The 22,718-nt window shown below is 67.9% G+C and carries 25 protein-coding genes and 1 pseudogene; 13 read left to right on the forward strand and 13 right to left on the reverse strand.

The genetic code is table 11. The features are described from left to right. The first annotated feature begins 28 nt into the window (after positions 1–28). The 3 genes from ACFY1H_RS13100 to ACFY1H_RS13110 are packed head-to-tail and all read left to right on the forward strand — an operon-like array spanning position 29 to position 1,819. Complete coding sequence (locus tag ACFY1H_RS13100; protein ID WP_366575615.1) at positions 29–673, forward strand: spermidine synthase; 645 nt, start codon at positions 29–31, stop codon at positions 671–673. Beyond that, positions 655–1,233 (forward strand): hypothetical protein, encoded by a 579-nt coding sequence (locus ACFY1H_RS13105; RefSeq protein ID WP_366575613.1) that lies wholly within the window; start codon positions 655–657, stop codon positions 1,231–1,233. Before ACFY1H_RS13100 ends, ACFY1H_RS13105 begins: the two co-directional genes overlap by 19 nt. Further along, positions 1,223–1,819: an HhH-GPD-type base excision DNA repair protein gene (locus ACFY1H_RS13110; protein WP_366575611.1), complete on the forward strand. Its 597-nt coding sequence runs from the start codon at positions 1,223–1,225 to the stop codon at positions 1,817–1,819. Before ACFY1H_RS13105 ends, ACFY1H_RS13110 begins: the two co-directional genes overlap by 11 nt. A 686-nt stretch (positions 1,820–2,505) precedes the next feature. Here ACFY1H_RS13110 and ACFY1H_RS13115 read toward each other — a convergent pair. The 3 genes from ACFY1H_RS13115 to ACFY1H_RS13125 are packed head-to-tail and all read right to left on the reverse strand — an operon-like array spanning position 2,506 to position 4,022. Continuing rightward, positions 2,506–3,105 carry a class I SAM-dependent methyltransferase gene (locus ACFY1H_RS13115; protein WP_366575609.1) on the reverse strand — a complete coding sequence of 200 codons (600 nt, stop codon included), beginning with the start codon at positions 3,103–3,105 and terminating at the stop codon, positions 2,506–2,508. Between the two features lie 33 nt (positions 3,106–3,138). Then, entirely contained in the window at positions 3,139–3,501 is a 363-nt protein-coding gene (locus ACFY1H_RS13120) for a DUF2203 domain-containing protein (RefSeq protein WP_366575607.1), read from the reverse strand. A gap of 32 nt (positions 3,502–3,533) precedes the next feature. Next, positions 3,534–4,022 carry a hypothetical protein gene (locus tag ACFY1H_RS13125; protein WP_366575605.1) on the reverse strand — a complete coding sequence of 163 codons (489 nt, stop codon included), beginning with the start codon at positions 4,020–4,022 and terminating at the stop codon, positions 3,534–3,536. A gap of 231 nt (positions 4,023–4,253) precedes the next feature. Here ACFY1H_RS13125 and ACFY1H_RS13130 point away from each other — a divergent pair, with 231 nt between their 5' ends. Continuing rightward, on the forward strand, positions 4,254–5,477 hold the full coding sequence (locus tag ACFY1H_RS13130) for an NADP-dependent isocitrate dehydrogenase (protein WP_366575603.1): 1,224 nt from the start codon (positions 4,254–4,256) through the stop codon (positions 5,475–5,477). Between the two features lie 236 nt (positions 5,478–5,713). Then, positions 5,714–6,028: an SH3 domain-containing protein gene (locus tag ACFY1H_RS13135; RefSeq protein ID WP_366575601.1), complete on the forward strand. Its 315-nt coding sequence runs from the start codon at positions 5,714–5,716 to the stop codon at positions 6,026–6,028. Between the two features lie 19 nt (positions 6,029–6,047). Here the strand turns inward: ACFY1H_RS13135 and ACFY1H_RS13140 are convergent, their stop codons facing one another. The 3 genes and pseudogenes from ACFY1H_RS13140 to ACFY1H_RS13150 all read right to left on the reverse strand — a co-directional run bounded on the left by ACFY1H_RS13140 (position 6,048) and on the right by ACFY1H_RS13150 (position 8,072). Then, positions 6,048–6,605, reverse strand: a complete 558-nt coding sequence (locus ACFY1H_RS13140; RefSeq protein ID WP_366575599.1) for a permease — start codon at positions 6,603–6,605, stop codon at positions 6,048–6,050. A 115-nt stretch (positions 6,606–6,720) separates the two neighbouring features. Then, the gene (locus ACFY1H_RS13145) at positions 6,721–7,290 is read right to left on the reverse strand and encodes a WHG domain-containing protein (RefSeq protein WP_366575597.1); all 570 of its coding nucleotides are present in this window, start codon (positions 7,288–7,290) and stop codon (positions 6,721–6,723) included. A 42-nt stretch (positions 7,291–7,332) separates the two neighbouring features. Further along, positions 7,333–8,072, reverse strand: a pseudogene (locus tag ACFY1H_RS13150) (MBL fold metallo-hydrolase). A 41-nt stretch (positions 8,073–8,113) separates the two neighbouring features. Between ACFY1H_RS13150 and ACFY1H_RS13155 the strand changes: the two are divergent. After that, positions 8,114–8,929, forward strand: coding sequence for an exodeoxyribonuclease III (locus ACFY1H_RS13155; protein WP_366575594.1), 816 nt, complete (start codon positions 8,114–8,116; stop codon positions 8,927–8,929). 111 nt (positions 8,930–9,040) lie between these two features. Here the strand turns inward: ACFY1H_RS13155 and ACFY1H_RS13160 are convergent, their stop codons facing one another. Further along, positions 9,041–9,760 (reverse strand): chitinase, encoded by a 720-nt coding sequence (locus ACFY1H_RS13160; protein WP_366575593.1) that lies wholly within the window; start codon positions 9,758–9,760, stop codon positions 9,041–9,043. A gap of 451 nt (positions 9,761–10,211) precedes the next feature. Between ACFY1H_RS13160 and ACFY1H_RS13165 the strand changes: the two genes are divergently transcribed. The 5 genes from ACFY1H_RS13165 (at position 10,212) to ACFY1H_RS13185 (ending at position 14,512) form a co-directional block, all read left to right on the forward strand. Beyond that, positions 10,212–10,547 carry a hypothetical protein gene (locus ACFY1H_RS13165; protein WP_366575591.1) on the forward strand — a complete coding sequence of 112 codons (336 nt, stop codon included), beginning with the start codon at positions 10,212–10,214 and terminating at the stop codon, positions 10,545–10,547. An 82-nt stretch (positions 10,548–10,629) separates the two neighbouring features. Further along, the gene (gene trpS / locus ACFY1H_RS13170; RefSeq protein WP_366575589.1) at positions 10,630–11,652 is read left to right on the forward strand and encodes a tryptophan--tRNA ligase; all 1,023 of its coding nucleotides are present in this window, start codon (positions 10,630–10,632) and stop codon (positions 11,650–11,652) included. 24 nt (positions 11,653–11,676) lie between these two features. Then, on the forward strand, positions 11,677–12,930 hold the full coding sequence (locus ACFY1H_RS13175; RefSeq protein WP_366575588.1) for a hypothetical protein: 1,254 nt from the start codon (positions 11,677–11,679) through the stop codon (positions 12,928–12,930). Further along, positions 12,931–13,443 carry an AAA family ATPase gene (locus ACFY1H_RS13180; RefSeq protein WP_366575586.1) on the forward strand — a complete coding sequence of 171 codons (513 nt, stop codon included), beginning with the start codon at positions 12,931–12,933 and terminating at the stop codon, positions 13,441–13,443. Between the two features lie 55 nt (positions 13,444–13,498). Next, positions 13,499–14,512, forward strand: coding sequence for a YhjD/YihY/BrkB family envelope integrity protein (locus tag ACFY1H_RS13185; RefSeq protein ID WP_386946485.1), 1,014 nt, complete (start codon positions 13,499–13,501; stop codon positions 14,510–14,512). Between the two features lie 7 nt (positions 14,513–14,519). Here the strand turns inward: ACFY1H_RS13185 and ACFY1H_RS13190 are convergent, their stop codons facing one another. Further along, a complete protein-coding gene (locus tag ACFY1H_RS13190) occupies positions 14,520–15,743 on the reverse strand; it encodes a D-alanyl-D-alanine carboxypeptidase family protein (protein ID WP_386946488.1) in 1,224 nt (407 codons plus the stop codon). Between the two features lie 43 nt (positions 15,744–15,786). Here ACFY1H_RS13190 and ACFY1H_RS13195 point away from each other — a divergent pair, with 43 nt between their 5' ends. Further along, on the forward strand, positions 15,787–16,041 hold the full coding sequence (locus ACFY1H_RS13195) for an SCO4848 family membrane protein (protein ID WP_366575582.1): 255 nt from the start codon (positions 15,787–15,789) through the stop codon (positions 16,039–16,041). 228 nt (positions 16,042–16,269) lie between these two features. Here ACFY1H_RS13195 and ACFY1H_RS13200 read toward each other — a convergent pair whose 3' ends face one another. The 5 genes from ACFY1H_RS13200 to sdhC form a co-directional block, all read right to left on the reverse strand. Further along, on the reverse strand, positions 16,270–17,256 hold the full coding sequence (locus tag ACFY1H_RS13200; RefSeq protein WP_366575580.1) for a hypothetical protein: 987 nt from the start codon (positions 17,254–17,256) through the stop codon (positions 16,270–16,272). A gap of 112 nt (positions 17,257–17,368) precedes the next feature. After that, positions 17,369–18,139, reverse strand: coding sequence for a succinate dehydrogenase iron-sulfur subunit (locus ACFY1H_RS13205; protein ID WP_366575578.1), 771 nt, complete (start codon positions 18,137–18,139; stop codon positions 17,369–17,371). After that, complete coding sequence (gene sdhA, locus ACFY1H_RS13210) at positions 18,139–19,893, reverse strand: succinate dehydrogenase flavoprotein subunit (protein WP_366575576.1); 1,755 nt, start codon at positions 19,891–19,893, stop codon at positions 18,139–18,141. The genes ACFY1H_RS13205 and sdhA overlap by 1 nt, the downstream gene beginning before the upstream one ends. 50 nt (positions 19,894–19,943) lie before the next feature. After that, on the reverse strand, positions 19,944–20,360 hold the full coding sequence (locus tag ACFY1H_RS13215; RefSeq protein WP_220246220.1) for a succinate dehydrogenase hydrophobic membrane anchor subunit: 417 nt from the start codon (positions 20,358–20,360) through the stop codon (positions 19,944–19,946). A gap of 2 nt (positions 20,361–20,362) precedes the next feature. Then, positions 20,363–20,806, reverse strand: coding sequence for a succinate dehydrogenase, cytochrome b556 subunit (sdhC, locus tag ACFY1H_RS13220; RefSeq protein ID WP_364181685.1), 444 nt, complete (start codon positions 20,804–20,806; stop codon positions 20,363–20,365). Between the two features lie 691 nt (positions 20,807–21,497). Between sdhC and ACFY1H_RS13225 the strand changes: the two genes are divergently transcribed. Beyond that, a complete protein-coding gene (locus ACFY1H_RS13225; RefSeq protein WP_366575574.1) occupies positions 21,498–22,643 on the forward strand; it encodes a BMP family ABC transporter substrate-binding protein in 1,146 nt (381 codons plus the stop codon). Positions 22,644–22,718 lie beyond the last annotated feature (75 nt).

The following is a 22,718-nucleotide window of genomic DNA, read 5'->3' on the forward strand; positions in this document are numbered from 1 at the left end:
TACAGGGCAGTTGTGAAAAGCTGGCCCGGTGGCTGAGGTTCTGGACGTGGCCCACGGGTTGGGCGGTGAGCTCGTGCTCCGCCGTGACGGCGCGGCGCTCGAGGTGATCGAGAACGGTGTGTTCCTGATGGACACCCGGAACGGGGAATCGGAACGGCTTCTCGTGACCGGGGCCGCCGACGTGCTCGCACCGGGCGCCCGCGTGCTCATCGGCGGCCTGGGCGTGGGTTTTTCATTGCGGGCGGCGCTCGATCACCCGCACGTCGGCTCGGTTGTGGTGGTGGAGCGCGAGCCGGCGGTGATCGCGTGGAACCGCACGGGCCCGCTCCGCGACGTGCACGGTGCGGCGCTGAAGGATCACCGGGTGTCGCTGGTGGAGGCGGATCTGGTGTCGTGGCTGCGTTCCTCGGGTGAAACCTTCGACGCTCTCTGCCTCGACATCGACAACGGTCCCGAGTGGACGGTGACGGAGGGCAACGCCTCGTTGTACGGCGAGTCCGGAGTGGACGGTCTGGCCCGCCTGCTGCGCCCGGGCGGCGTCCTGGCGGTCTGGAGTGCCGGCGCCTCTCCCGCGTTCACGGACCGGTTGCGGGAGCGCTTCGCCGACGTGCGCGTGGTGCCGGTCCCGGTGCCGCGCGGAGAACCGGACGTGCTGTGGTTCGCCCGCCGCTGACCGCGGCCGTCTCGGAGAACGCGGCTTGGTGCGACGTTTTCTGCCGCATCTCCGGGGTTTCCGGCACCTTCGGCCCGCACGCCTGGACCGCGCCCGCGCGCACACCGGAGCTCTTTCCCGACGCGGTGACCTTGTCGCCGGACGCCACCGCCGCCGACATCTTGCCCTTCGTGGACGCTTCGGCCGGCTGCTCAGTGAAGGACAGCTTCGCGTCCCTCGACCTGCCGGGCTTCGAGGTGCTGTTCTCGGCGACCTGGCTGCACTTCCCGGTGCGATCGTCGTCGGGATGGCCCTCGTCGGCGTCACCGGACCCTTCGTTCGTCCACCTCCGCGGCCCGACCGTCGCCCACCGCGGGCCGGCCGCGGTCGGCCTGTGGAACTTCACCGGCGACGACTGGGCCGGCGCGGTCGCCGGCGCCGCCGCCGCGTTCCCGGGTCTGCCGATCGTCGGCTACGAACGCGGCGACGAGCTGGCCTCCGCGCTGGCCTACGGTGCCACCCCACTCGGGGAGCTGCGCGTCTGGGTTGCGACCTGCCAAAATGGACCGCATGACGCGTGAAGTGCACCTGAGCGGCGACGCCGAGGCCGACAAGCTGCTGAGCGAGGACCCGGTCGCCCTGCTCGTCGGCATGCTCCTCGACCAGCAGATCTCCATGGAGGTCGCCTTCCTCGGCCCGCGCAAGATCGCCGACCGCATGGGCGGCTTCGACGTGCGGCGCATCGCGGAGGCCGACACGGAGGAGTTCGTCGAGATGTGCGTGACGCCGCCTGCCATCCACCGGTATGGCGGTTCGATGGCGCGTCGGGTGCAGGCGCTGTGCCAGTTCCTCGTGGAGCACTACGACGGCAACCCCGAGGCGATCTGGACCGAGGGCCGGCCCAAGCCTGATGGCGCTGAGGTGTTGAAGCGGCTCAAGGCCCTGCCTGGTTACGGGGAGCAGAAGGCCAAGATTTTTCTCGCGTTGCTGGGGAAGCAGTACGGCGTGCAGCCGAAGGGGTGGCGCGAAGCCGCCGGTGCCTACGGTGACCGCGGGTCCCGCCGCTCCATCGCGGACGTGGTGAACGCCAAAACACTGGCGGAGGTCCGCGCGTTCAAGAAGGAACAGAAGGCGGCGGCGAAAGCTGAGTCGGCTGGGAAGAAGTAGTCGGCGGGTGCACTTTGGCACTTGCCTCTTAGGTTCCGCCGGCGGCGGTCATTTGGCGAGTTTCACTTACCGCACCTGATGCCGTTTCGCGGAGTGAGCATCCGCGTGACTGCAACGAAGACACGGATAATCCACTCCCTCCCCGGGTGCCCCCGACGAGAAGCATCTTCTACGGGACTCACTTTGTGTCAAGGTACTCTTTCCAGCCTTGACACAAAGTGAGTCCCGTAGAACCATTGGGAGACGGGGGTGGTGATCTATTCTTTTGTTCTCTTGTTCTTTTGTCTTTTGAAGGAACGTGCCTTCGGGTATTGCGCCCTTTGGGCGAAAAGAAAAACAGTAGTGCTCCCCGAAGCCCAATTTTCACGACGGTTCGGGCCGCTTGTCAAGGCGGGAAAGAGTACCTTGACAAGCGGCCCGAACCGCGTTGTGGCTTCTCGTCGGGGAGCGGCCCGGGGGAAGGGTCGGGGGAGGGGTTGGGGAGAGCTTCGGTTGAGTTGCCGGCCGTCTGTTTGGTGGTCGCAAGGGCGCGGTGAGTTTTTGGTGGAGTGTGGGCTGGGGTGCCGGCCGCCTGCTGGTTGGTGGCAAGAGCAGCGGTGGGTCTTGGGCCGAGCCAGCGGCCGTCTGCGTGGTGGTGGGCGGTTGCCTGCTTCTCGCGATCCGGAATCGGCGGCGAGCCGATCCGGCTAGCGGACCGCCCGTACCGCGAAAACCAACCGATCCCGGCCCCCGATGTCGGCTCGCACCGTCTGCGCCGTCGCGGAGTGGAAGCCAGCGTCGGTCGCCAGGGCGGCGGCCTCCGTCTCCGAGCCGGGGATGCGCAGGTCGTGAGCCATCACCTCGGACATCGAGCCGCACGGGTTGAAGCGGGCCGACGAGGAGATGCTGAAGGCCAGGACCCCGCCCGGGCGTAGGACGCGCGCCCAGTCGGCAAGGGCGGTGGCGCCCAGGAAGTGCAGGGCCGAAGCGCACACGACGGCATCGGCGGCGCCGTCGGCGCAAGGCATCGGCACGGCCGGCCCCGCCTGCCAGGAGATCACCCCGGCCGGGTCCAACGAGGGGGCCTTCGCGCGGGCCAGGGCCAGCATGCCCTCGGAGATGTCCACGCCCAGCACCGAACCGGGCGACAGCCGCAGCGCGGCGAACGCTGCGGCGCCCGTCCCGGTGGCCACGTCGAGCAGCAGGCCGGGGCGGGGAGGCAAGAAAGAGATCAAAGTGTCCGCCACCAGCGGGTGGAAGAGATCGTCGTCGTACTCGGCGGCCATTTCGTCGAAAACAGAGCTCACGAAGCCCAACGTAGTGGCGCTGACCAGCGAATTTCAGCTCAGCCGCCGGCGCCCCGCGAAGCCGAGGTCGGCGCGGTGGTACCAGGCCAGCTCGGGGTCGCCTTCGAGCCAGCAGAGCAGGACGTCGTCGCCGTCGAGGGACGCGGGGAAGTCGACCAGGAGGGGAGCGAAGCCCTTCAGCTCGGCGCCGGTGCGTTGGACGGTGGTCATCAGCTCGTCGAGGCGGGCCTGTGCGGCCTTCCACTCCGGCAGGCCGCCGAGGTCGGTGTCGCGGCCGCCCGGGCGCAGCGACGCGGCGAGCTCGGCCGCGTCGGCGCGCACGCGGACGAGTTCGGCGAGGACCGGGAGCAGCCGGGAGAGCTCGGCGCGCGCCTCGGCCACGGTGAACAGACCCATGTGACGATGTTCTCACTGCGGTCCGGACGCCCTCACCGCCCAGGTCGCCGCCGCGCCACCGTCGTCGCCAGACCCGTGCCGACCAGCACGAACCCGGCGGCGAGCAGCGCGCCGGAGAACAGCCACGACGTCAGGCCGAAGGAAAGCCCGCCGTGCGGGAGGACGTTCAGCAGGTCGAGGCCCCATTCCGGCATCGCCAGCGCGATCACGCCCGGCAGCACGCCCCACACGACCCCGCCGAGCAGCGGTCCCGAGGACGACCACGCGCCCAGCGCGGCGACGCCCAGTAACAGGATTGCGCCGGCCGCCATCAAGGCGATGCCGAGCGCGTCGCGGCGGGCGGCGAAGGCCTCCATCACGATCACCTGCTGCCGGTAGCCCCCGGCCGCGAGCAGGCCCAGGGCCACGGGCGTGAGCACGAGGCCCAGCAGCCCGCTGAACACCCGCGCCAACGCCCGGCTGGGTGGCGGTGCCTGGTAGGCGGGCGGTTGAAAGGTGGTGTACGGGTCGGAGTACGACATAGCGTGACCTCCCGAGTGGCTGGTTCCCCGATGGGATGGTTGCCGACCTCACCCGGTTCCGCGACCGGCGAACGCGTGGTGTGTGCCCGCTCGTCGGAGCCGCGAGCAAGAGGTGGAGACTTGATACCGACCACTTCTGGAACCATCCAGCTCCGGCAAGCAGTACGCTTGTACCGCTACCGACGAGTCGAAGAAGTAACGCGAAGATCCGCGGAAGGAGCACCGCTGCTCATGGCCAAGATCAAGGTCCAGGGCACCGTCGTCGAGCTCGACGGCGATGAGATGACCCGCATCATCTGGCAGTTCATCAAGGACAAGCTGATCCACCCGTACCTGGACGTCAACCTGGACTACTACGACCTGGGCATCGAGGAGCGGGACCGCACCGACGACCAGATCACCATCGACTCCGCCAACGCCATCAAGAAGCACGGCGTCGGCGTCAAGTGCGCCACGATCACGCCCGACGAGGCGCGCGTGGAGGAGTTCGGCCTCAAGAAGATGTGGCGGAGCCCCAACGGCACCATCCGCAACATCCTCGGCGGCGTGGTCTTCCGCGAGCCGATCATCATGCAGAACGTGCCGCGCCTGGTACCGGGCTGGACCAAGCCGATCATCATCGGCCGCCACGCCCACGGCGACCAGTACAAGGCCACCGACTTCAAGGTCCCCGGCCCCGGCAAGGTCACCATGACCTACACCCCGGCCGACGGCTCCGAGCCGATGGAGTTCGAGGTCACCAACTTCCCCGAGGGCGGCGGCGTCGCCATGGGGATGTACAACTACCGCAAGTCGATCGAGGACTTCGCGCGCGCGTCGCTGCAGTACGGCCTCGACCGCGGCTACCCGGTCTACCTCTCCACCAAGAACACGATCCTCAAGGCCTACGACGGCATGTTCAAGGACGTGTTCCAGGAGATCTTCGAGGCGGAGTACAAGGCCGACTTCGACGCCAAGGGCCTCACCTACGAGCACCGCCTCATCGACGACATGGTCGCCGCGGCGCTCAAGTGGGAGGGTGGCTACGTCTGGGCCACCAAGAACTACGACGGTGACGTGCAGTCCGACACCGTGGCCCAGGGCTTCGGCTCGCTCGGCCTCATGACGTCGGTGCTGCGCACGCCGGACGGCAAGACCGTCGAGGCCGAGGCCGCCCACGGCACGGTCACGCGCCACTACCGCCAGCACCAGCAGGGCAAGCCGACCTCCACGAACCCGATCGCGTCGATCTACGCGTGGACCCGGGGCCTGGAGCACCGCGGCAAGCTCGACGGCAACGCCGAGCTCATCGGCTTCTCGAACACCCTCGAGCGCGTGGTCATCGACACCGTCGAAGGCGGCAAGATGACGAAGGACCTGGCGCTGCTGGTCGGCAAGGACCAGGCGTGGCAGACCACCGAGGAGTTCCTCGGCACGCTCGACGAGAACCTGGCCAAGAAGATCGCCCAGGGCTGATCGAAGGCCGCACCAGCCACCGGCTGAACTGCCTTTCCCACCACCGCGAAGGGGCACCTCGGAGGAGTCTTCCGAGGTGCCCCTTCGTCGTGACTACCGGTTGTCACCGGAGGGTGACGCTGTTGGCGCCTCCGGGTGGTCTGCCCGGCCGGACCTGTCGGGCGGACCTACTCCGTGTCTACCCTGGTAGAGCCCAATTTCTTGCGACCGAGTTTTTTCACGACTGAGGAGCGGCCGTGATCCTGGGGTTGATACCGAAGAAGACCCTGATCATCATCGGTGTGATCGTTGCCGTGATCGTGATCTACGTCCTGAACCAGAAGGGCCAGGCCGACGCCCAGGGTTCCCCGACCGGGTGCAAGGTCACGGTGACCGCCGACGTCCTCAACGCCCGCGAAACGCCGGACGGCAACGGCAAGATCGTCGGCAAGTACCTCAACGGCGCCGAGTTCGACGCGATGCCGGTGCAGCAGAACGGATTCCGCGAGGTCGCCAAGGACAAGTGGGTGGCGAGCAGCTTCGTGAAGCCGCTCGAGGGTTCCAAGTGCTGAGTGGTTCACGTCAGCGCGGTTAGACGCCCGCGAAGTCCAGCGCCACCGTGACCACGCCGGAAAGCGCCGCGATCAGCGCCAGCGTGCGTGCCTTGCGCCGGTCGCGCGTCGCCGCGGCCCGCCAGTAGAGGCCGATCCCGGCCACGAGCAGCAGGACCTCCACGGTCATCGACACCGCCGGCAGCCGCCACAGGCCGAAGCCGAAGGTCGGCAGATCGCCCGCGTTGCCGGGCAGGATCGGCAGGTCGGCGCGGTGCACGACGAGGTCGAGCAGCCAGTGTGAGAACGCCACCGCGCCGAGTGTGACGCCGGCGCTGCGGCCCAGCCACCGCGCCGCGACCAGGCCGAACAGTGCCGAGAGCACGAGCGCGCCGACGAGCGAGTGGGTGTAGTCGGCGTGGATCACGCCCTCGCCGTAGCCCGTGCCGCCCGACTGGTCGATGGTTTCGATGCCGGTCAGGTAGAGCGGGGTGAACACGATGTCGAGCCACGCGGTGGCCAGCATCAGTGTCCACACGGGAATGGCGGGCCGGCCGGCTTTCACGGCAGCGGCGAGGCCGAAGTGCCCGGCGATCATCTGGCTGCCTCGCTCTCGGCCGGCTTGGCGTTGGTGTGCCAGGGGAAACGCGCGTCGGGGATCCCGAGCGCGACGGTGAACAGCAGAACGGCGAGGACGAAGGACATGGTTCTCCTCAGCTGGCGTAGTCGGTGATACCGCGGACGAGCATCGTTTTCAGGAGCGTGAAGCTGGCGTCGACGTCTTCGGGCCGGCCGAAGCCGCCGGACGCTTCGAGGCTCGCGAAGCCGTGGACGGCCGCGCGCAGGCACCGCGTCGCGTGCACGGTTTTCGCCTGGTCGAAGCCGTACGGGCGCAGCACGGCGAAGGCGACTTCGGCGACGCCGTGGGTGGCTTTCGCGAGCTCCTCGTCGCCCTCGTCGGGCGCGGTTTCCAGCGCGGCGACGCGGTGGGGATGGCTGCGCAGGTACGCACGGTAGGCGTCGGCGAGAGCCTCGATCGCGTCGTCACCGGAACGGCCGGTCGCGGCACCGCGCAACGCTTCGGTCATCTCGGCGACCACGCGCAGGTCGACCAGCCGGCGCAGGGCGGCGAGCCCGCCGACGTGCTTGTACAGCGAGGGCGTGGCGACACCCGCGCGCTCGGCGACCTTGGCGAGGCTGAGCGCGTCGGCGCCGTCGGCGTCCACCACCTCGAGCGCGAGGGTGACGACGGCGTCCGGCGTGAGGCCGGCTCTAGGGGACATCGGGCTGGCTAACTGTCATAGCTTCAAAGCTAATGGCGTTAGCTAGCGGTCGTCAACCTCGATGGTCAGGCCTTCGTCCGCGACGACCACGTCGCCGTCGAACTCACGGCGGGCTTCCGCGGCGGACGCGGAACGGTCGGCGCCGGGCCAGAAGTGCGTCAGCAGCAAGGTCCGGACGCCCGCTTCGGCCACCGTCCGCCCGGCTTCCGCGGCCGTGAGCAGGTGGCGTGGCTCGTCCGGCTGCTCGCCTTGGAGGGTGGCTTCGCAGATGAGGAGGTCGGCGTCTCGCGCCAGCTCGACGAGCAGCCGCGACGGGCCGGTGTCGCCGGAGTACGCGACGGTGCCGTGCGGCGAGCTCAGTCGCACGCCGTGGCTGGGCACGTGGTGGGGGAGCGGTGTGGAGGTGAGCTGCCAGGGACCGACGGTTTCGGGCTGCGCGAAGAGGCGGACGTCGAAGATCGTCGCCGGGTGCGGGCGCGGCTCGGCGGCTTCGAGGCGGTGCAGCACGCCGGGGGTGCAGTGCAGCGGCAGGCGCCGGCCGTCGACGGTGTAGTGCCAGGCTCGGCTGAGCGCGGTGAGGTCCGCCATGTGGTCGGGGTGCTCGTGGGTGATCACGGCGGCGTCGAGGTCTTTCGCGGCGACGTGCGTGAAGAGCCGGCTCGCCGCGCCGTACCCGAGATCGAGCACGACGTGATGGTTTCCTTGTGAGAGAAGGAATCCCGCGCACGCGCGGCCGGGTTCGGGCCAGGCGCCGCAGTGCCGAGCACGGTGAGTCGCGCCATGCGCGCAGTCTGGCACAGGATTGTCAGGCCCGGCGGGTAGCGTGCGCGGGGTGCTGACCGTCTCCACCGTGAATGTCAACGGCCTGCGGGCCGCCGTGAAGAAGGGCTTCGTCGAGTGGCTCGCCACCACGAAGGCCGACGTCGTCGCCTGCCAGGAGGTGCGGGCCGAGGCCGCGCAGCTGCCCGCGCACGTCGTCGAACCCGAGGGTTGGTTCGCCGCCCACGCGCCCTCGGCCGCGAAGGGGCGCAACGGCGTCTCGCTGTACAGCCGCGTCGAGCCCGACGAGGTGCGCGTCGGCTTCGGCGAGCCGGAGTTCGAGGACAGCGGGCGCTACCTCGAGATGCACCTGCCGGGCGTCGTCGTGGCGAGCCTGTACCTGCCGAGCGGCGACGTCGGCACCGAGCGTCAGGACGAGAAGGAGCGCTTCATGGCCGCCTTCCTGCCCTACCTCGGCGAGCTGCGCGCGAAGTCCGCGGCGGCCGGCCGCGAGGTCGTGGTGGTGGGCGACTGGAACATCGCCTACGACACCGTCGACCTGAAGAACTGGAAGGGCAACCACAAGAACTCCGGCTTCCTGCCCGAGGAACGCGCCTGGCTCGGCCGTGTCTACGACGAAGCCGGCTACGTCGACGTCCAGCGCCGCCTGCACGAAGGCCCGGGCCCCTACACCTGGTGGTCCTACCGCGGCCAGGCCTTCGACAACGACTCCGGCTGGCGCATCGACTGCCAGCTCGCCACCCCCACCTTGGCCGCCTCGGTGCAGTCCGTAGTCGTCGAACGCGCCGCCACCTACGCCGAACGCTGGTCCGACCACGCCCCCGTCACCGCGACTTACGACGTGCCTTTCCCCCGCTGACCCGCGGTCGAGGCGCAGCTCCGGCGCCGGGGCTGATTTCCTTACCGGCCAAGCAGAAGGGCTCCTCAGCCGCCACTGAGGAGCCCTTCTGTCGAGCAACCTGCAACAGCCTCAGCAGCTGAGGTTGCCACCCGGGTCGACGCCCAGGATGCCGGTGATCTTCTGGTACGCGTCGATGCGGCTCTGGACCTGGGCGGGGTTGCCGCCGTTGCATTCGATGGAGCCGTTGATGCTGCGGATCGTCTCGCCGAAGCCGCGGCCGTTGACCATGGCGTCGTGCGGGGTCATGGTGCCGGGGCCGGACTGGGTGTTCCAGTACCAGAGGCCGGTTTTCCAGGCGACGGCCGAGTCGTTCTGCACGAGGTTCGGGTTGTTGAGCAGGTCGATGCCGAGCGCGTCGCCCGCGGCTTTGTAGTTGAAGTTCCAGCTGAGCTGGATGGGGCCGCGCCCGTAGTACGCGGCGGTGCCCGCCGGGCAGCCGTACGACTGGCTGGTGTCGCAGTAGTGCGGGTAGTTCGCGGTGTTCTGCTCCACGATGTACACGAGGCCACCGGTTTCGTGGCTCACGTTCGCCAGGAAAGCCGCGGCTTCCTGCTTCTTCACCGTGTCACTGCCCGAATTCGCGAAGCCCGGGTACGCGCCGAGGGCGTCGGTCAGTCCACTGTAGCTGTAGAACGAGTTCCGCCCCGGGAACATCTGGTTGAACTGCGACTCGCTGACTACGAAGCTCGCGGCCGGTGCGGCGTTCGCGGCCGTGGTGGCCGGCACGAGCACCGTGATCGCGGCCGCGGCGGCCAGCCCGACGGCGGTGAGGATCCTTCGGAGAGACATGGGCTCACTCCTTTGTTCGCCCCTGAAGTGGTCTATACCACAGAGGTATAGACCAATCACAAGAGCGACAACAGGCCCCGAAGGTCAAAAAGACGCGATCAGACCAACAAGGTTGGTGAATAACTTGCTTTCCGTAGTTCGGCGCCGCCAAACGGGTGAACGTTTTTCACGTTTTGCTCGCGCCGTGCGACCGGAACCGGACCAAGCCGACACTCGAGACAGCCGTTCGAGCGACCCGGACGGTCCGGAAAACCGGCAGCAGAGCGCTGACCACCAGTGACACCGTCAGCCCGGGGGTGGTCACCCGCCTTCCCCGGACGGGCGCTAGTCTCGGCGCCCGAGTTGATCAGAACCGACAGGTCTTGACACGCTCGGTAGTTTTTTCACTGTATGACTCATCCTTACGGGTGAGAGATCTCGCCAGGAACATCACTTCGCGGGAGGCACTCCGGTGCGCAACCCAGGTCATCTCCTGTTGCGGTCCACGCTGCACTCGGCCCGGTCGGCGACGCTCGTCGTGCTGCCGGCCGTCCTGCTGCTCGCGGGCAGCGGCACGGCGCTCGCCGATGACGGCGTGGTCCGTGCGGAGACCCCTTCGGCGGCGGGCTTCGGCTTCCTCGGCCCGGTCGGGCTGGTCGCCGTGGCCCTGGGCATCGTCGGCATGGCCCTCGGCGTGCTGCGCCAGCGGCGCAAGGCGCGCGCGGCGACAGCCACGGCTCTGCCCGCCCCTGAGCCAGCCGACGCCGAGGAGCCCACCCGGCCCCTCGCGCCGATCCAGCACCCCTAGAAGCCCGCCGGAACCCCCGCCGAAGCGCCTCAGGGAGACCTCCCTGTGACCCGCCTCTCCGGCTCCTGAAAGAATCGCCGACGTGTCCGACGAACAGAACGGGCGCCTGCGGGTGCTTTCCGGGATCCAGCCGACGGCCGACTCGTTCCACCTCGGCAACTACCTCGGCGCCCTGCGGCAGTGGGTGAAGCTGCAGGACACGCACGAGACCTTCTACTGCGTCGTCGACCTGCACGCCATCACGGTGGAGCAGGACCCGAAGGTGCTGCTGGAGCGCACGCGCCGTTCGGCCGCGCAGCTGCTCGCGATCGGCGTCGACCCTGACCGAAGTGCCCTGTTCGTCCAGAGCCACGTGCCCGAGCACGCGCAGCTCGGCTGGGTGCTGGAGTGCCAGACCGGCTTCGGCGAGGCCAGCCGGATGACGCAGTTCAAGGACAAGTCGGCCAAACAGGGCGCCGACCGCGCCAGTGTGGGCCTCTTCACGTACCCGATCCTGCAGGCCGCCGACATCCTGCTCTACCAGGCCAACGCCGTGCCGGTGGGCGAGGACCAGCGTCAGCACCTGGAGCTCACGCGCAACCTCGCGCAGCGCTTCAACAACCGCCTCGGCAAGACGTTCACGGTGCCCGAGCCCTACATCGTCAAGGACACCGCGAAGATCTACGACCTGCAGGACCCGACGGCGAAGATGAGCAAGTCGGCGTCCGCGGCCAACGGTCTCGTCGAACTGCTCGAAGACCCCAAGCGTTCGGCCAAGAAGATCCGCTCCGCCGTGACCGACACCGGCCGCGAGGTCAAGTTCGACGCGGAGAACAAGGCCGGCGTCTCCAACCTGCTGAGCATCTACTCGGCGCTCACCGAGCGCTCGATCGCCGACCTCGAAGCGGCGTACGAGGGCAAGGGCTACGGCGACCTCAAGAAGGACCTCGCCGAGGTGCTCGTCGAGTGGGTCACGCCGCTGCAGACCAAGGTCCAGTCCTATTTGGACGACGTTGCCGAGCTCGACAAGGTGCTCGCGCGAGGGGCGCAACGCGCCCGGGAGGTGGCAGCGCCGACGCTCGCCACCGTATACGAGCGGTTGGGCTTCTTGCCCGCTGCTCGCTGAAAATCACTTGCCGGGGGGGCAAAAGTGAAGAAACACCTGTCCATTTTGGCTGCCGTCGTGCTGCTCGCCGGGTGCGGTGAGTCCACTCCGGACAGCCAGAAGGCGATGGCGGTCTCGGACGGCCAGACCATCCAGCGGCCCGGCTACGAAGGTTCCGACTACCCGGACGCCGGGCCGCTGAAGGAAACGGCGGACCCACAGGTCGCGCAGGTCGGCGGGAAACCGGTGATCGAGGCCTGCAACCTGTTGTCGCTGAACGACCTGAAGGACTTCGGCATCCGGGTCGGCTCGCGGCCGGACCCGAACATCGTCAACTTCGAGCGCGTCTACCTGGTGGGCGACGGCACCGGTCCGCTCAAGAACTCGTTCCCGTCCTACTCGAAGGCCGACGGCGAGGCGCTCAACAAGTGCACCTACGCCCTCGAATCGAAGGACGGCACGCTGCAGGAAACCCTGGCGGTCGCGGTGTCTCAGCCCGCCTACGTGCCCGACACGGCCGAGGCGGCCGCCGCGTTCGACGGCGCTCCGGCCGGCATCACGCTCGGCCCGGTGCACCTCTATTCGAAGCGCCGTCCGGTTCCCGAGCCCGACGCGTCGGGCCAGGCGACCGTGATCCTCGGCGACACCATCGCCAGCTTCGACTTCGACCTCAAGGGCAACGGCAGCGCCGGCAAGCTGCAGGACATCGCCAAGCGCGTGATGCAGAACCTCGAGAAGCAGACGAACGCGCCGGCCGGCCCGAGCACCGTCGACTACTCGAGCCCGGTGTTCCCGAAACCGGTCGCCCAGCCGTGCCCGCTGCTCCCCGCCGGTGTGGTGAGCCCCGCCATCGGCGCCGACGTGTCGCCGTTGGTCTCCGAGATGCCGGGTACGGCCGTCGGCGACATCGTGTTCCCGAAGGACCCGCAGCAGCGCAACTACGTGCAGCTCGAGTGCGAACGCGGCACCGGCGAGGACGACCCGCTCTCCCGCAAGGCGCTGTCCCTGACGGCCACGAGCTTCCTGTCCGACGACGCCGCCAAGGAATACGTCGACAACACCGCGGGCGCGCACGGTGGCCAGGCCCCGTCGGCCGCGATCGGCGACGAGTCGCGGATCATGACCGACACGATGTCGGTGAAAACCCAAGGCGTGCTGATCTTCCGCAAGGGCCGCTTCGCCTTCGAGCTGTACCTCGACGACCACGACGCGCACCCCAACGGCATCAGCCTGGCCGAAGCCAACACTCTGCTGGTGCCGGCCGGGCAGAAGATCGCCCAGGCTTTTCAAGGGGTCTAGGTGCGGCTGATCGTCCTCAACGGACCGCCCGCCATCGGCAAGTCGACGCTGGCGGAGCGGTTCGCCGAGGACCATCCGCCGACGCTGAACCTCGACGTCGACCGCGTGCGTTCGCTCGTCGGTGGCTGGCGCGCGCAGCCGGCAGAGTCCGGCTCGGCGGCGCGCGCGTTGGCCCTCGCGGCCGCCCGCGCGCACCTGACCGCGGGCCACGACGTGGTCGTTCCGCAGCTGCTCGCACGCCCGGAGTTCCTTGTGCAGCTGGAAGAACTGGCTCACGACGTCGGCGCTGAGTTCCACGAGCTGATGCTCACGGACACCCGCGAAAACGTCCTCGACCGCTTCGCCGCCCGCGCGCCCGGGCCGCACCACCACGACACCACCGCGGCCGACGTCGCCGCGTTCCACGACCGCCTCGAATCCCTCCTCGCGGACCGGCCGCGGGCGCGGGTCATCACGACGTCGGCCGGTCACGTCGACGCCGCCTACCGAGCGGTGCTCGCCGCTCTGGACTGACCCTCGGGTACCCGCTCGCGTTGCGGCTCTCACTCACCGTGGTTAGCGTTTTACGGTGGCGACAAAGACTGGTGACCAGGAAAAGCTGCTGCCTCGGCTGCGGCGGAAGTACCCGTGGCTGGATCACCTGATCCGAGCCAACGAATCCTTCGGCGAGCACTACGGCAACCACTACGCCGCCGCCATCACCTATTTCAGCGTGCTGGCGGTATTCCCGATCTTCATGGTCGCGTTCGCGATCGTGGGCATCGTCGTGGGCGGCGACCAGGCGGTGATCGACCAGATCACCAACGGCATCAAGAATTCCGTGCCCCTGGCATTGCAGGACCTCGTGAACACGATCGTCGACGCGGCGATCAAGTCCGGCAGCGGCATCGGGATCTTCGGTCTGCTGCTGGCGCTCTATTCCGGCATCGGCTGGATGTCGAACCTGCGCGACGCGCTCACGGCGCAGTGGGGGCAGGAGAAGAAACCACAGCCGATCGTGTCGACGACGATCAAGGACCTGCTTTCGCTCGTCGGGCTCGGCGTGGCGCTGATCGTGTCGTTCGCGGTGACGGCGGCGGGCGGCGGGGTGGGGCAGTACCTGCTCGAGCTCGTCGGCCTGGAACACCAGACGTGGGCGGTGTGGGTGCTGCGCGTGGCCACGATCATCCTCGGCCTGGCGGCCAACACGCTCGTGTTCATGTGGGTCATCGCGCGGCTGCCGCGTGAGCACGTGGCGATGCGCAGCGCGGTGAAGGGCGCGATCGTCGCCGCGATCGGGTTCGTCATCCTGCAGCAGGTGGCGTCGATCTACCTGGAGAGCGTGACGAAGTCCCCGGCGGCGGCGATCTTCGGGCCGATCATCGGTCTGCTCGTGTTCGCGAACCTCGTGTCGCGGTTCCTTCTCATGGTCACCGCGTGGACGGCGACCGCGAAGGAGAACCAGCGCAAGGTCGTGCGGCCGCCGGCGCCCGTGCTGCTGGAGCCGAGCGTGACCGTCCACCGCGGGTTCGGACTGGGCACGGCCGCGGGCGTGTTCAGCGTGGGCGCGCTGCTCGGCTGGATGGGTCGAAGGCGGGACTAGGCTCGCGCTACTGCCGGGCCTGCTTCTTGCGCTGGTGGCCGATCACGAACCCGCCGACGATGATCAGGGCGACCACCAGCGTGAGGATCCAGCCCGTGGTGCCGAACGGGTCTTCCTTCGCCTGGGCGGCCGACGAAGCGGCGCCGGCCGCGACGTTGGCCGGGGGAGCGGGCGGCGCCGTGGCCACCAGGGCTTCGTACGCGATGCGCCCGACGGGCTCGGCGTGGTCGGCTTCGAGGGCGAAGCCGTAGTCGAGCAGCTTGCCCGCCTGGTCGACGACCTTCGTGGGCCGTTGCTCCGCACGCATCATCACCACGGCGAGGCGGCGGCCGTCCTTCTCCGCGGCACCGACGTAGGTGTGGCGGGCGTCGTCGGTGAAGCCCGTTTTGCCGCCGAGGAAGCCGGGGTAGACGCCCAGGAGCTTGTTGTCGTTGTAGACCGGAATGGCGGGTTTGCCGCCCGCCGGCGGAATCGTGTACGACTGCGTGGCCACGGCCTGCGCGATCTCCTGCTGCTTCATCGCGTAGTGGAAGATCAGGCTCAGGTCGTAGGCCGAGGTGGACATCCCGGGCCCGTCGAGCCCCGACGGCGTCGCCGCGCGCGTGTCCATGGCGCCGATGCGCTTGGCCAGCAGGTTCATCTTCGTGGTCGTGACGTCGACCCCGCCGAGCGCGGTCGCGAACGCGTGGGCGACGTCGTTGCCCGAGTGCATCAGCAGGCCGTGCAGCAACTGGTCGACCGTGTAGGACGCCCCGGCGACGATGCCGACGCAGGTGCACTCCTGCTCGGCGTCCTCCTTCGTGGGCACCACGATCTGGTCGGGCTTCATCTCACTGGTCACGACCAGCGCGAGCAACGTCTTGATCAGCGACGCCGGCCGCTCCCGCGCGTGCGGGTTCTTCGCCGCGATGACGTCGCCGGTGTCGAGGTCCTGCACCACCCACGAAGCGGCGGTGTTGCCGTCCGGCGGGTTGAGCGCGCCGTCGGGCAGGATCATCCCGCAGCCGCCCATGCGCAGCCCGCCGACGGGCTCCACGGGAACCGGCAACGGTGGCGGCACCGTCTGCCCGGGCGCCGGCTTCTCGGAGGTGTCCACCGGCGCCGGCGGTGCGGCCTGGTCCTGACAGGGTTGAGCCTGGGCTACCGCCGCGGTGGGACTTCCTGCGCCGAACAGCCCAAGGGCCACCACCGCGACGAGGACCGGGAGCGACCGGGAGAAAACGCTGTGCACCCACGCAATCTAGCGTCGAGAGCCCGGTTGCATACTCAGGGGCATGCGCATTTCACGAGGTACTGCGGTCTTCCTGCTGTTGTTCGGCGTGTGGTCCTGGATCATCTGGATCACCTTCGCCAAGAACCTCTGGGCCAGCTCCCAGTCCTGGTCAGCCGATGGGTCCCCCACGGCGTACTTCATCGTGCACGCGGTGCTGACGGTGGTGTCGTTCGTGCTGGGGACGATCATCGGGATCCTGGGCTGGCGAGCGCTGCGGTCCACCCGATCGAAGGAACGTTCCCCGGCCGACTCCTGATCAAGGGGCAGGGTGGCTCGGCGGTCGCCGGATACGGCCGTCCGCCGGTATGACAGCGGGGCGCAAATGGAGTAGGGTCAGCGCTCTCGCGAGCCACTCCAGCGTAGGCTCGCACTATCCGAATGGAATTCGTATGTCCGGCGGTTCCGAAACGGGTGGCAACTGATCGGTGTTCCGATCGCGCACCCGAAAAACCCGGAGTCCGCACTCCGGGTTTTTTTATGACCGTCACGAATCCGGTGAATAGTCGGCGATGAATCCCATGTACTGAGACATTTTCGGGTTCGCCGCGGAGAACTCCACGATCACGTCCTTGCCCTGCCGGAGCCGCCGTAGCCCTTGCGCGCCCTGGTTTCGCACGACGAAGGCGGAGTCGCGTTTGACGTTGCGGAAGATCACCCGGTGCTCGAACTTGCTGATTTCCTTGCGGAACATCACGTCGAACGATTCGGGCTCGGTGCCCGACATCAGGTCCACCGAGTACTTCGGCCACGTCCATTCCACGGTGACCACGTCGCCTTCCTGAACGATCGTGCCGAGATGGATGTAGATGTCCAGTTTCGGTTTCCCGTTCGCGGACGTGGACCAGATCGAAGTCGCGTTGGCGCGGGTCTTCTGGTCGATGTCTTCGGTGCCGGCGTGGAAAGCCTTGCACTGCACCAACCGGCGGTCGCGCTCGGTCATCGGCGTGGTGCCGTAGTAGACGAGGTTCACGGACAGATAACGCGGGATGTTGTCGTTCGCCTCGTGGAGCACGAGCACCCGGCGGCAGAACGCGTCGCCATTGTCCTCAATGGTCACTTCCTGCATCCACTCCTGCACGGCGATGGGCTTGCGCGTGCGCATGGCGAGCGCGTCGGCGTACCTGTGCAGCAGCTCCTCGCTGTGCTGCACCTGGTTGCGGAGCTTGTGGGTGCCGGCGAAGGAGATCGCGCTGGCGATCACGAACAACCCGCCGGCGATGCTGGCGAACGTCGTGCGCAGCCACTCCATGCCGACCACCTCGCCGATCAGGCCCACGCTGCCGAGCATGGCGACCGTCGCCGCGAACACCCGCAAGTAGCCATGTCGGAACACGAGTTCTTCGAGATCTGCGATGAACGGTGTCAGGTGTTGGGAAAGCACCTTCCGCAGTTCCGTACCAGCACTCATCTGTTCGTTCCCCGTCGCACGACCGTCCGAGTCATCGGTAACGGGTAAGAATAGCTCAGTCACGCAGGGTCGCGTTAGCGCCGAACAGGGGAGTTTTGTCTGTCTTGGCTGCGAATCGGCAACGAAAAGGCCCCCACCCGGCGAACCGGGCGAGGGCCTCCCCGCAACGAAATTCTCAGACGCGCTTGAACAGCAGCGCCCTCTTCACTTCCTGAATCGCCTTGGTCACCTGAATCCCGCGCGGACAAGCGTCCGTGCAGTTGAAGGTCGTGCGGCAGCGCCAGACGCCCTCGGAGTCGTTCAGGATGTCGAGGCGCTCCTCGGCCGCGTCGTCGCGGGAGTCGAAGATGAAGCGGTGCGCGTTGACGATGGCGGCGGGGCCGAAGTACGAGCCGTCGTTCCAGTAGACCGGGCAGGACGACGTGCAGCAGGCGCAGAGGATGCACTTGGTGGTGTCGTCGAAGCGGTCGCGGTCGGCCTGCGACTGGATGCGCTCGCGGGAGGGCTCGTGGCCGTAGTTGATCAGGTACGGCTTGACCGACCGGTAGGCCTCGAAGAACGGGTCCATGTCGACGTAGAGGTCCTTCAACGTCGTCAGGCCCTTGATCGGGGCGATGGTGATGGTGGTCTTCTTGCCGCCGGTCTCCAGCAGGTCCTTCATGAGCACCTTGCAGGCCAGCCGGTTGATGCCGTTGATCTGCATGGCGTCCGAGCCGCACACGCCGTGGGCGCACGACCGGCGGAACGAGAACGTGCCGTCGATGTAGTCCTTGACGTAGAACAGCAGGTTCAGCAGCCGGTCGGTGCGCTGCGCCGGGACGTCGTAGGACTCCCAGTGCGGCTCGGTGTCGACCTCGGGGTTGAAGCGCAGGATCTTCAGCGTGACCGTGATCGGCGTGTGGTCCTGCGAGGCCGCGGGTGCTTCTTCGGTGGTTGCCGCAGTCATCAGTACTTCCGCTCCATCGGCTCGTAACGCGTGAAGGTCACCGGCTTGTAGTCGAGGCGGATGTCGGCCGAGAGGCCCTCACCCTGCTTGTACGCCATGGTGTGGCGCATGAAGTTCGTGTCGTCGCGGTTCGGGTAGTCCTCGCGGGCGTGGCCGCCGCGCGACTCCTTGCGCGCCAGGGCGCCCACGATCAGGACCTCGGCCAGCTCCAGCAGGAAGCCCAGCTCGACGGCTTCGAGCAGGTCGGTGTTGTACCGCTTGCCCTTGTCCGACACGGTGATCCGCGTGTACCGCTCCTTCAGCGCCTGGATGTCGGTCAGCGCCTGCTTGAGCGTGTCCTCGGTGCGGTACACCGAGGCGTGCGAGTCCATCGTCTGCTGCATTTCCTTGCGGATGTCGGCGACGCGCTCGTCACCGTGCTCCGACAGCAGGCCGGCGATCTGGTCCTCGACGAGCTTGGTCGGAAGCTCCGGCAGCTCGACGTGCTCGTGTGCCAGCGCGTACTCCGCGGCCGCGATGCCGGCGCGGCGGCCGAACACGTTGATGTCGAGCAGCGAGTTGGTGCCCAGGCGGTTCGAGCCGTGCACCGACACGCACGCGACCTCGCCGGCCGCGTACAGGCCCGGGATCACGTTCTCGTTGTCCCGCAGCGCTTCGCCGTGGATGTTGGTCGGGATGCCGCCCATCACGTAGTGGCAGGTCGGGAACACCGGCACGGGTTCCTTCACCGGGTCGACGCCGAGGTAGGTGCGCGAGAACTCGGTGATGTCCGGCAGCTTGGTCTCGAGGACCTCCACCGGCAGGTGCGTCACGTCGAGGACCACGTAGTCCTTGTTCGGGCCCATGCCGCGGCCCTGCAGCACCTCCTGGACCATCGAGCGGGCGACGATGTCGCGCGGCGCGAGGTCCTTGATGGTGGGGGCGTAGCGCTCCATGAACCGCTCGCCGTCGGCGTTGCGCAGGATCCCGCCCTCGCCGCGGACGGCTTCGGAGATCAGGATGCCCAGGCCCGCGAGGCCGGTCGGGTGGAACTGGAAGAACTCCATGTCCTCCAGCGGCAGGCCCTTGCGGAAGATGATGCCGAGGCCGTCACCGGTGAGGGTGTGCGCGTTCGACGTCGTCTTGAAGATCTTGCCCGCGCCGCCGGTGGCGAACACGATGGACTTGGCCTGGAACACGTGCAGCTCGCCGGTGGCCAGCTCGTAGGCCACGACGCCCGACGCGATCGGGTTGCCGTTCTCGTCCTCGCTGGTCACGAGGTCGAGCACGTAGAACTCGTTGAAGAACTCCGTGCCGTACTTGACGCAGTTTTGGTACAGCGTCTGCAGGATCATGTGGCCGGTGCGGTCCGCGGCGTAGCAGGCGCGGCGCACGGCCGCCTTGCCGTGGTCACGGGTGTGGCCACCGAAGCGGCGCTGGTCGATCTTGCCCTCGGGCGTGCGGTTGAACGGCAGGCCCATCTTCTCGAGGTCGAGGACCGCGTCGATGGCCTCCTTGGCCATGATCTCCGCGGCGTCCTGGTCGACGAGGTAGTCGCCGCCCTTGACGGTGTCGAAGGTGTGCCACTCCCAGTTGTCCTCTTCGACGTTCGCCAGCGCGGCGCACATGCCGCCCTGGGCGGCGCCGGTGTGGGACCGCGTCGGGTACAGCTTCGTGAGGACCGCGGTGCGGGCGCGCTGGCCGGCCTCGATGGCCGCGCGCATGCCGGCGCCGCCGGCGCCGACGATCACCACGTCGTACTTGTGGAACTGCATAGGGATTGCTCCGCTTATCAGGAATCGAGCACTGTGTGTGGTGGGTGCGCCTAGCTGGCGGGCATCTCGGGGTCGAACGTGAAGATCACCAGCGTGCCGACGGCCAGGATCAGGACCATCGAGACGTACAGCAGGATCTTCAGCCAGAACCGCGTGGAGTCCTTGCGGGCGTAGTCGTCGATGATCGTGCGCAGCCCGTTGCCGCCGTGGATCTCGGCGAGCCACAGCATCGCGAGGTCCCAGAACTGCCAGAACGGCGAAGCCCAGCGACCGGCGACGAAGCCCCAGTTGATGCGGTGCACACCGCCGTCGAGGATGTTCATGATCAGCAGGTGGCCCAGCACCAGGATGATCAGCGCGAGGCCCGAGATGCGCATGAACAGCCAGCTGTAGAGCTCGAAGTTGCTGCGGCGGGCCGCCGGGCGCTTGGGGGTGCGCGGCGATTCGATGACGAGCGAGTCGGCCATGGTCAGTTACCCCCGAAGAGCGTCTCGACCGTGCGCTTCAGCATGAAGAACGCACCCGGAATCATCACGACGACCCACACGACACCGATCACCCACAGCATCGTCTTCTGGAACTTCGGGCCCTTGGACCAGAAGTCGACCAGCATGACGCGGACGCCGTTGAGGGCGTGGAAGAGGACCGCCCCGACCAGACCGACCTCGAGCAGGTTCACGAGCGGCGTCTTGTACGTCTCGATCACCTGGTCGTAGGTGTTCGGCGACACGCGGACGAGCGCGGTGTCGAGCACGTGCACGAACAGGAAGAAGAATGTCAGCACGCCGGTGATGCGGTGCAGCACCCAGGACCACATGCCGGGGTCGCCCCGGTAGAAGGTCCCCTGCCGGCGTGAGGCACCCGCCCGATCGCTCGCTCCTGCCTCGGTGGCAGTGCTCGCCGTGGTGGACATCGGTGAACGGCCTCCAACGTCATCTGTTGTGCCCGGCTGACCGGTGAGGTCCGCACCCGCTTCAGCGTCGGTCCACTGGGGACAACGCCGGCAGCGGTGCCGAGATCTAAGGCCATCGAGCGTGGATGAAAGGATGCTAGACCCGCCATCTGGACCCGGCTCACCTCCGGGTTCGTCTCTGTGATGGACCAGACACCCGGAGCGTCCCGCACCACTCGGACGTGTGGCGCCGGCCACGCTCCACGGGCGGTCCAGGGCGAATCCGACCTGGGGCTCCCGGCCCGGTCGATTCGATTCAGCAGACCGGAACCGGATCCGGTCGCGAGTGAAAAACCAGCCGGGCCCGAACGGGTTTCGTGATGTCCGCAACGCCCGTCCCGCGGGGCCTTCGCCGGGCGGTGGACGAAGATCGTCCGGACGGGTTCCGTCGCGCGGCGACGACGGGCCGCGGTGCCCCGGACTGTGACAGCTGGTGAGCACTTGCCTGATTCAGTTGATCACCGTAAGTACACGATCGGTCGCGAATCAGACCGCTGAGTAAACGTTTGTGTTACGTAGCGTGCCTTTCCTATGGCGGTTGTCTGGCGGTTGGGTACGGTCTGGCGGTTGAACTCGGCACTGACGAAGAACTGCCGGGTCGCTTCCACTTAGTCCGCTGGATCAGCGGGGAGGGAGACACACGTTGCGTCGCATGCGTGGAACCGCGCTGGCCGCCGCGACCATGGCCGGGGTCCTCACCTTGGCAGGGTGCGCGAAGGACACCGGCGGGGGCAGCAGCAACAACACGGCCGCGGCCGGCAGCTCGGACTCGAGCTGCGTCACCGCGCCGAAGCCGCCCGCGGCTCCGGCGGCAGCCACGACCAGCAGCTCGTCCGGCGAGAAGGTGGACGGCAGCAAGCTCAAGGTCGGCCTGGCGTTCGACATCGGCGGCCGGGGTGACGCCTCGTTCAACGACGCGGCCGCGGCCGGCGTCGACAAGGCGAAGTCCGAGCTCGGCATCACGACCGTCAGCGAGAGCACGGCCAGCCCGAGCGAGAGCGAGTCGGCCAAGCAGCAGCGGCTCGAGCAGATGGCGTCGCAGGGCCTGAACCCGATCATCGCGGTCGGCTTCGCCTACGCGCCGTCGGTGGCCGCCGTCGCGCCGAAGCACCCGAACACCCGCTTCGCGATCGTCGACGACGACACGATCAAGCTCCCCAACGTGACGCCGCTGGTGTTCGCCGAGGAACAGGGCTCGTTCCTGGCCGGCGTCGCCGCGGTCTACAAGAGCAAGAACTGTCACATCGGCTTCGTCGGTGGCGTGGACACGCCGCTGATCCAGAAGTTCGAGGCCGGCTACCTGCAGGGCGCCAAGGCCGTGTCGAACAAGGTCAAGATCGAGGACGAGTACCTCACGCCGGCCGGTGACTTCTCCGGTTTCCAGGACCCGGCCAAGGGCAACGTCAAGGCCGCCGCCGAGATCAACAACGGCGCGGACGTGATCTACCACGCCGCCGGTGCCTCCGGTAAGGGCGTGTTCGACGCCGCCAAGACGTCGGGCAAGGCGTTGGCCATCGGGGTCGACTCCGACCAGTACAACCAGGCCACGGTCGCCGCGGACAAGGACATCATCCTCACCTCGATGATGAAGCGCGTGGACGTCGCGGTGTTCGACTTCCTGCAGGCCGACGCGAAGGGCGACCTGAGCGTGCTGCCGAAGCGCTTCGACCTGAAGGTCGACGGCGTCGGCTACGCCACCTCCGGCGGCAAGGTCGACGACATCAAGGACGTGCTGGACGGTTACAAGGCCCAGATCATCTCGGGCGCCATCCAGGTTTCGGACAAGCCGGCCAAGTAGTACCCGCCACGTGCCAGGGCTCGGAAGGATCTTCCTTCCGAGCCCTCACGCGTTTCGACAGAACTGGATGCCCCA

The organism is Amycolatopsis sp. NPDC001319 (genome assembly GCF_042896185.1).
Taxonomy (GTDB): domain Bacteria; phylum Actinomycetota; class Actinomycetes; order Mycobacteriales; family Pseudonocardiaceae; genus Amycolatopsis.

Bases quoted from the DNA above. Each gene is read 5' to 3' on its own strand.
- ACFY1H_RS13225 (WP_366575574.1), top strand. From the start codon at position 21,498: ATGCGTGGAACCGCGCTGGCCGCCGCGACCATGGCCGGGGTCCTCACC.
- ACFY1H_RS13145 (WP_366575597.1), bottom strand. From the start codon at position 7,290: ATGTCCCCTAGAGCCGGCCTCACGCCGGACGCCGTCGTCACCCTCGCG.
- ACFY1H_RS13130 (WP_366575603.1), top strand. From the start codon at position 4,254: ATGGCCAAGATCAAGGTCCAGGGCACCGTCGTCGAGCTCGACGGCGAT.
- ACFY1H_RS13160 (WP_366575593.1), bottom strand. From the start codon at position 9,760: ATGTCTCTCCGAAGGATCCTCACCGCCGTCGGGCTGGCCGCCGCGGCC.
- ACFY1H_RS13140 (WP_366575599.1), bottom strand. From the start codon at position 6,605: ATGATCGCCGGGCACTTCGGCCTCGCCGCTGCCGTGAAAGCCGGCCGG.
- ACFY1H_RS13215 (WP_220246220.1), bottom strand. From the start codon at position 20,360: ATGGCCGACTCGCTCGTCATCGAATCGCCGCGCACCCCCAAGCGCCCG.
- ACFY1H_RS13110 (WP_366575611.1), top strand. From the start codon at position 1,223: ATGACGCGTGAAGTGCACCTGAGCGGCGACGCCGAGGCCGACAAGCTG.
- ACFY1H_RS13195 (WP_366575582.1), top strand. From the start codon at position 15,787: ATGCGCATTTCACGAGGTACTGCGGTCTTCCTGCTGTTGTTCGGCGTG.
- ACFY1H_RS13205 (WP_366575578.1), bottom strand. From the start codon at position 18,139: ATGACTGCGGCAACCACCGAAGAAGCACCCGCGGCCTCGCAGGACCAC.
- ACFY1H_RS13120 (WP_366575607.1), bottom strand. From the start codon at position 3,501: ATGGGTCTGTTCACCGTGGCCGAGGCGCGCGCCGAGCTCTCCCGGCTG.
- ACFY1H_RS13125 (WP_366575605.1), bottom strand. From the start codon at position 4,022: ATGTCGTACTCCGACCCGTACACCACCTTTCAACCGCCCGCCTACCAG.
- sdhA (WP_366575576.1), bottom strand. From the start codon at position 19,893: ATGCAGTTCCACAAGTACGACGTGGTGATCGTCGGCGCCGGCGGCGCC.
- sdhC (WP_364181685.1), bottom strand. From the start codon at position 20,806: ATGTCCACCACGGCGAGCACTGCCACCGAGGCAGGAGCGAGCGATCGG.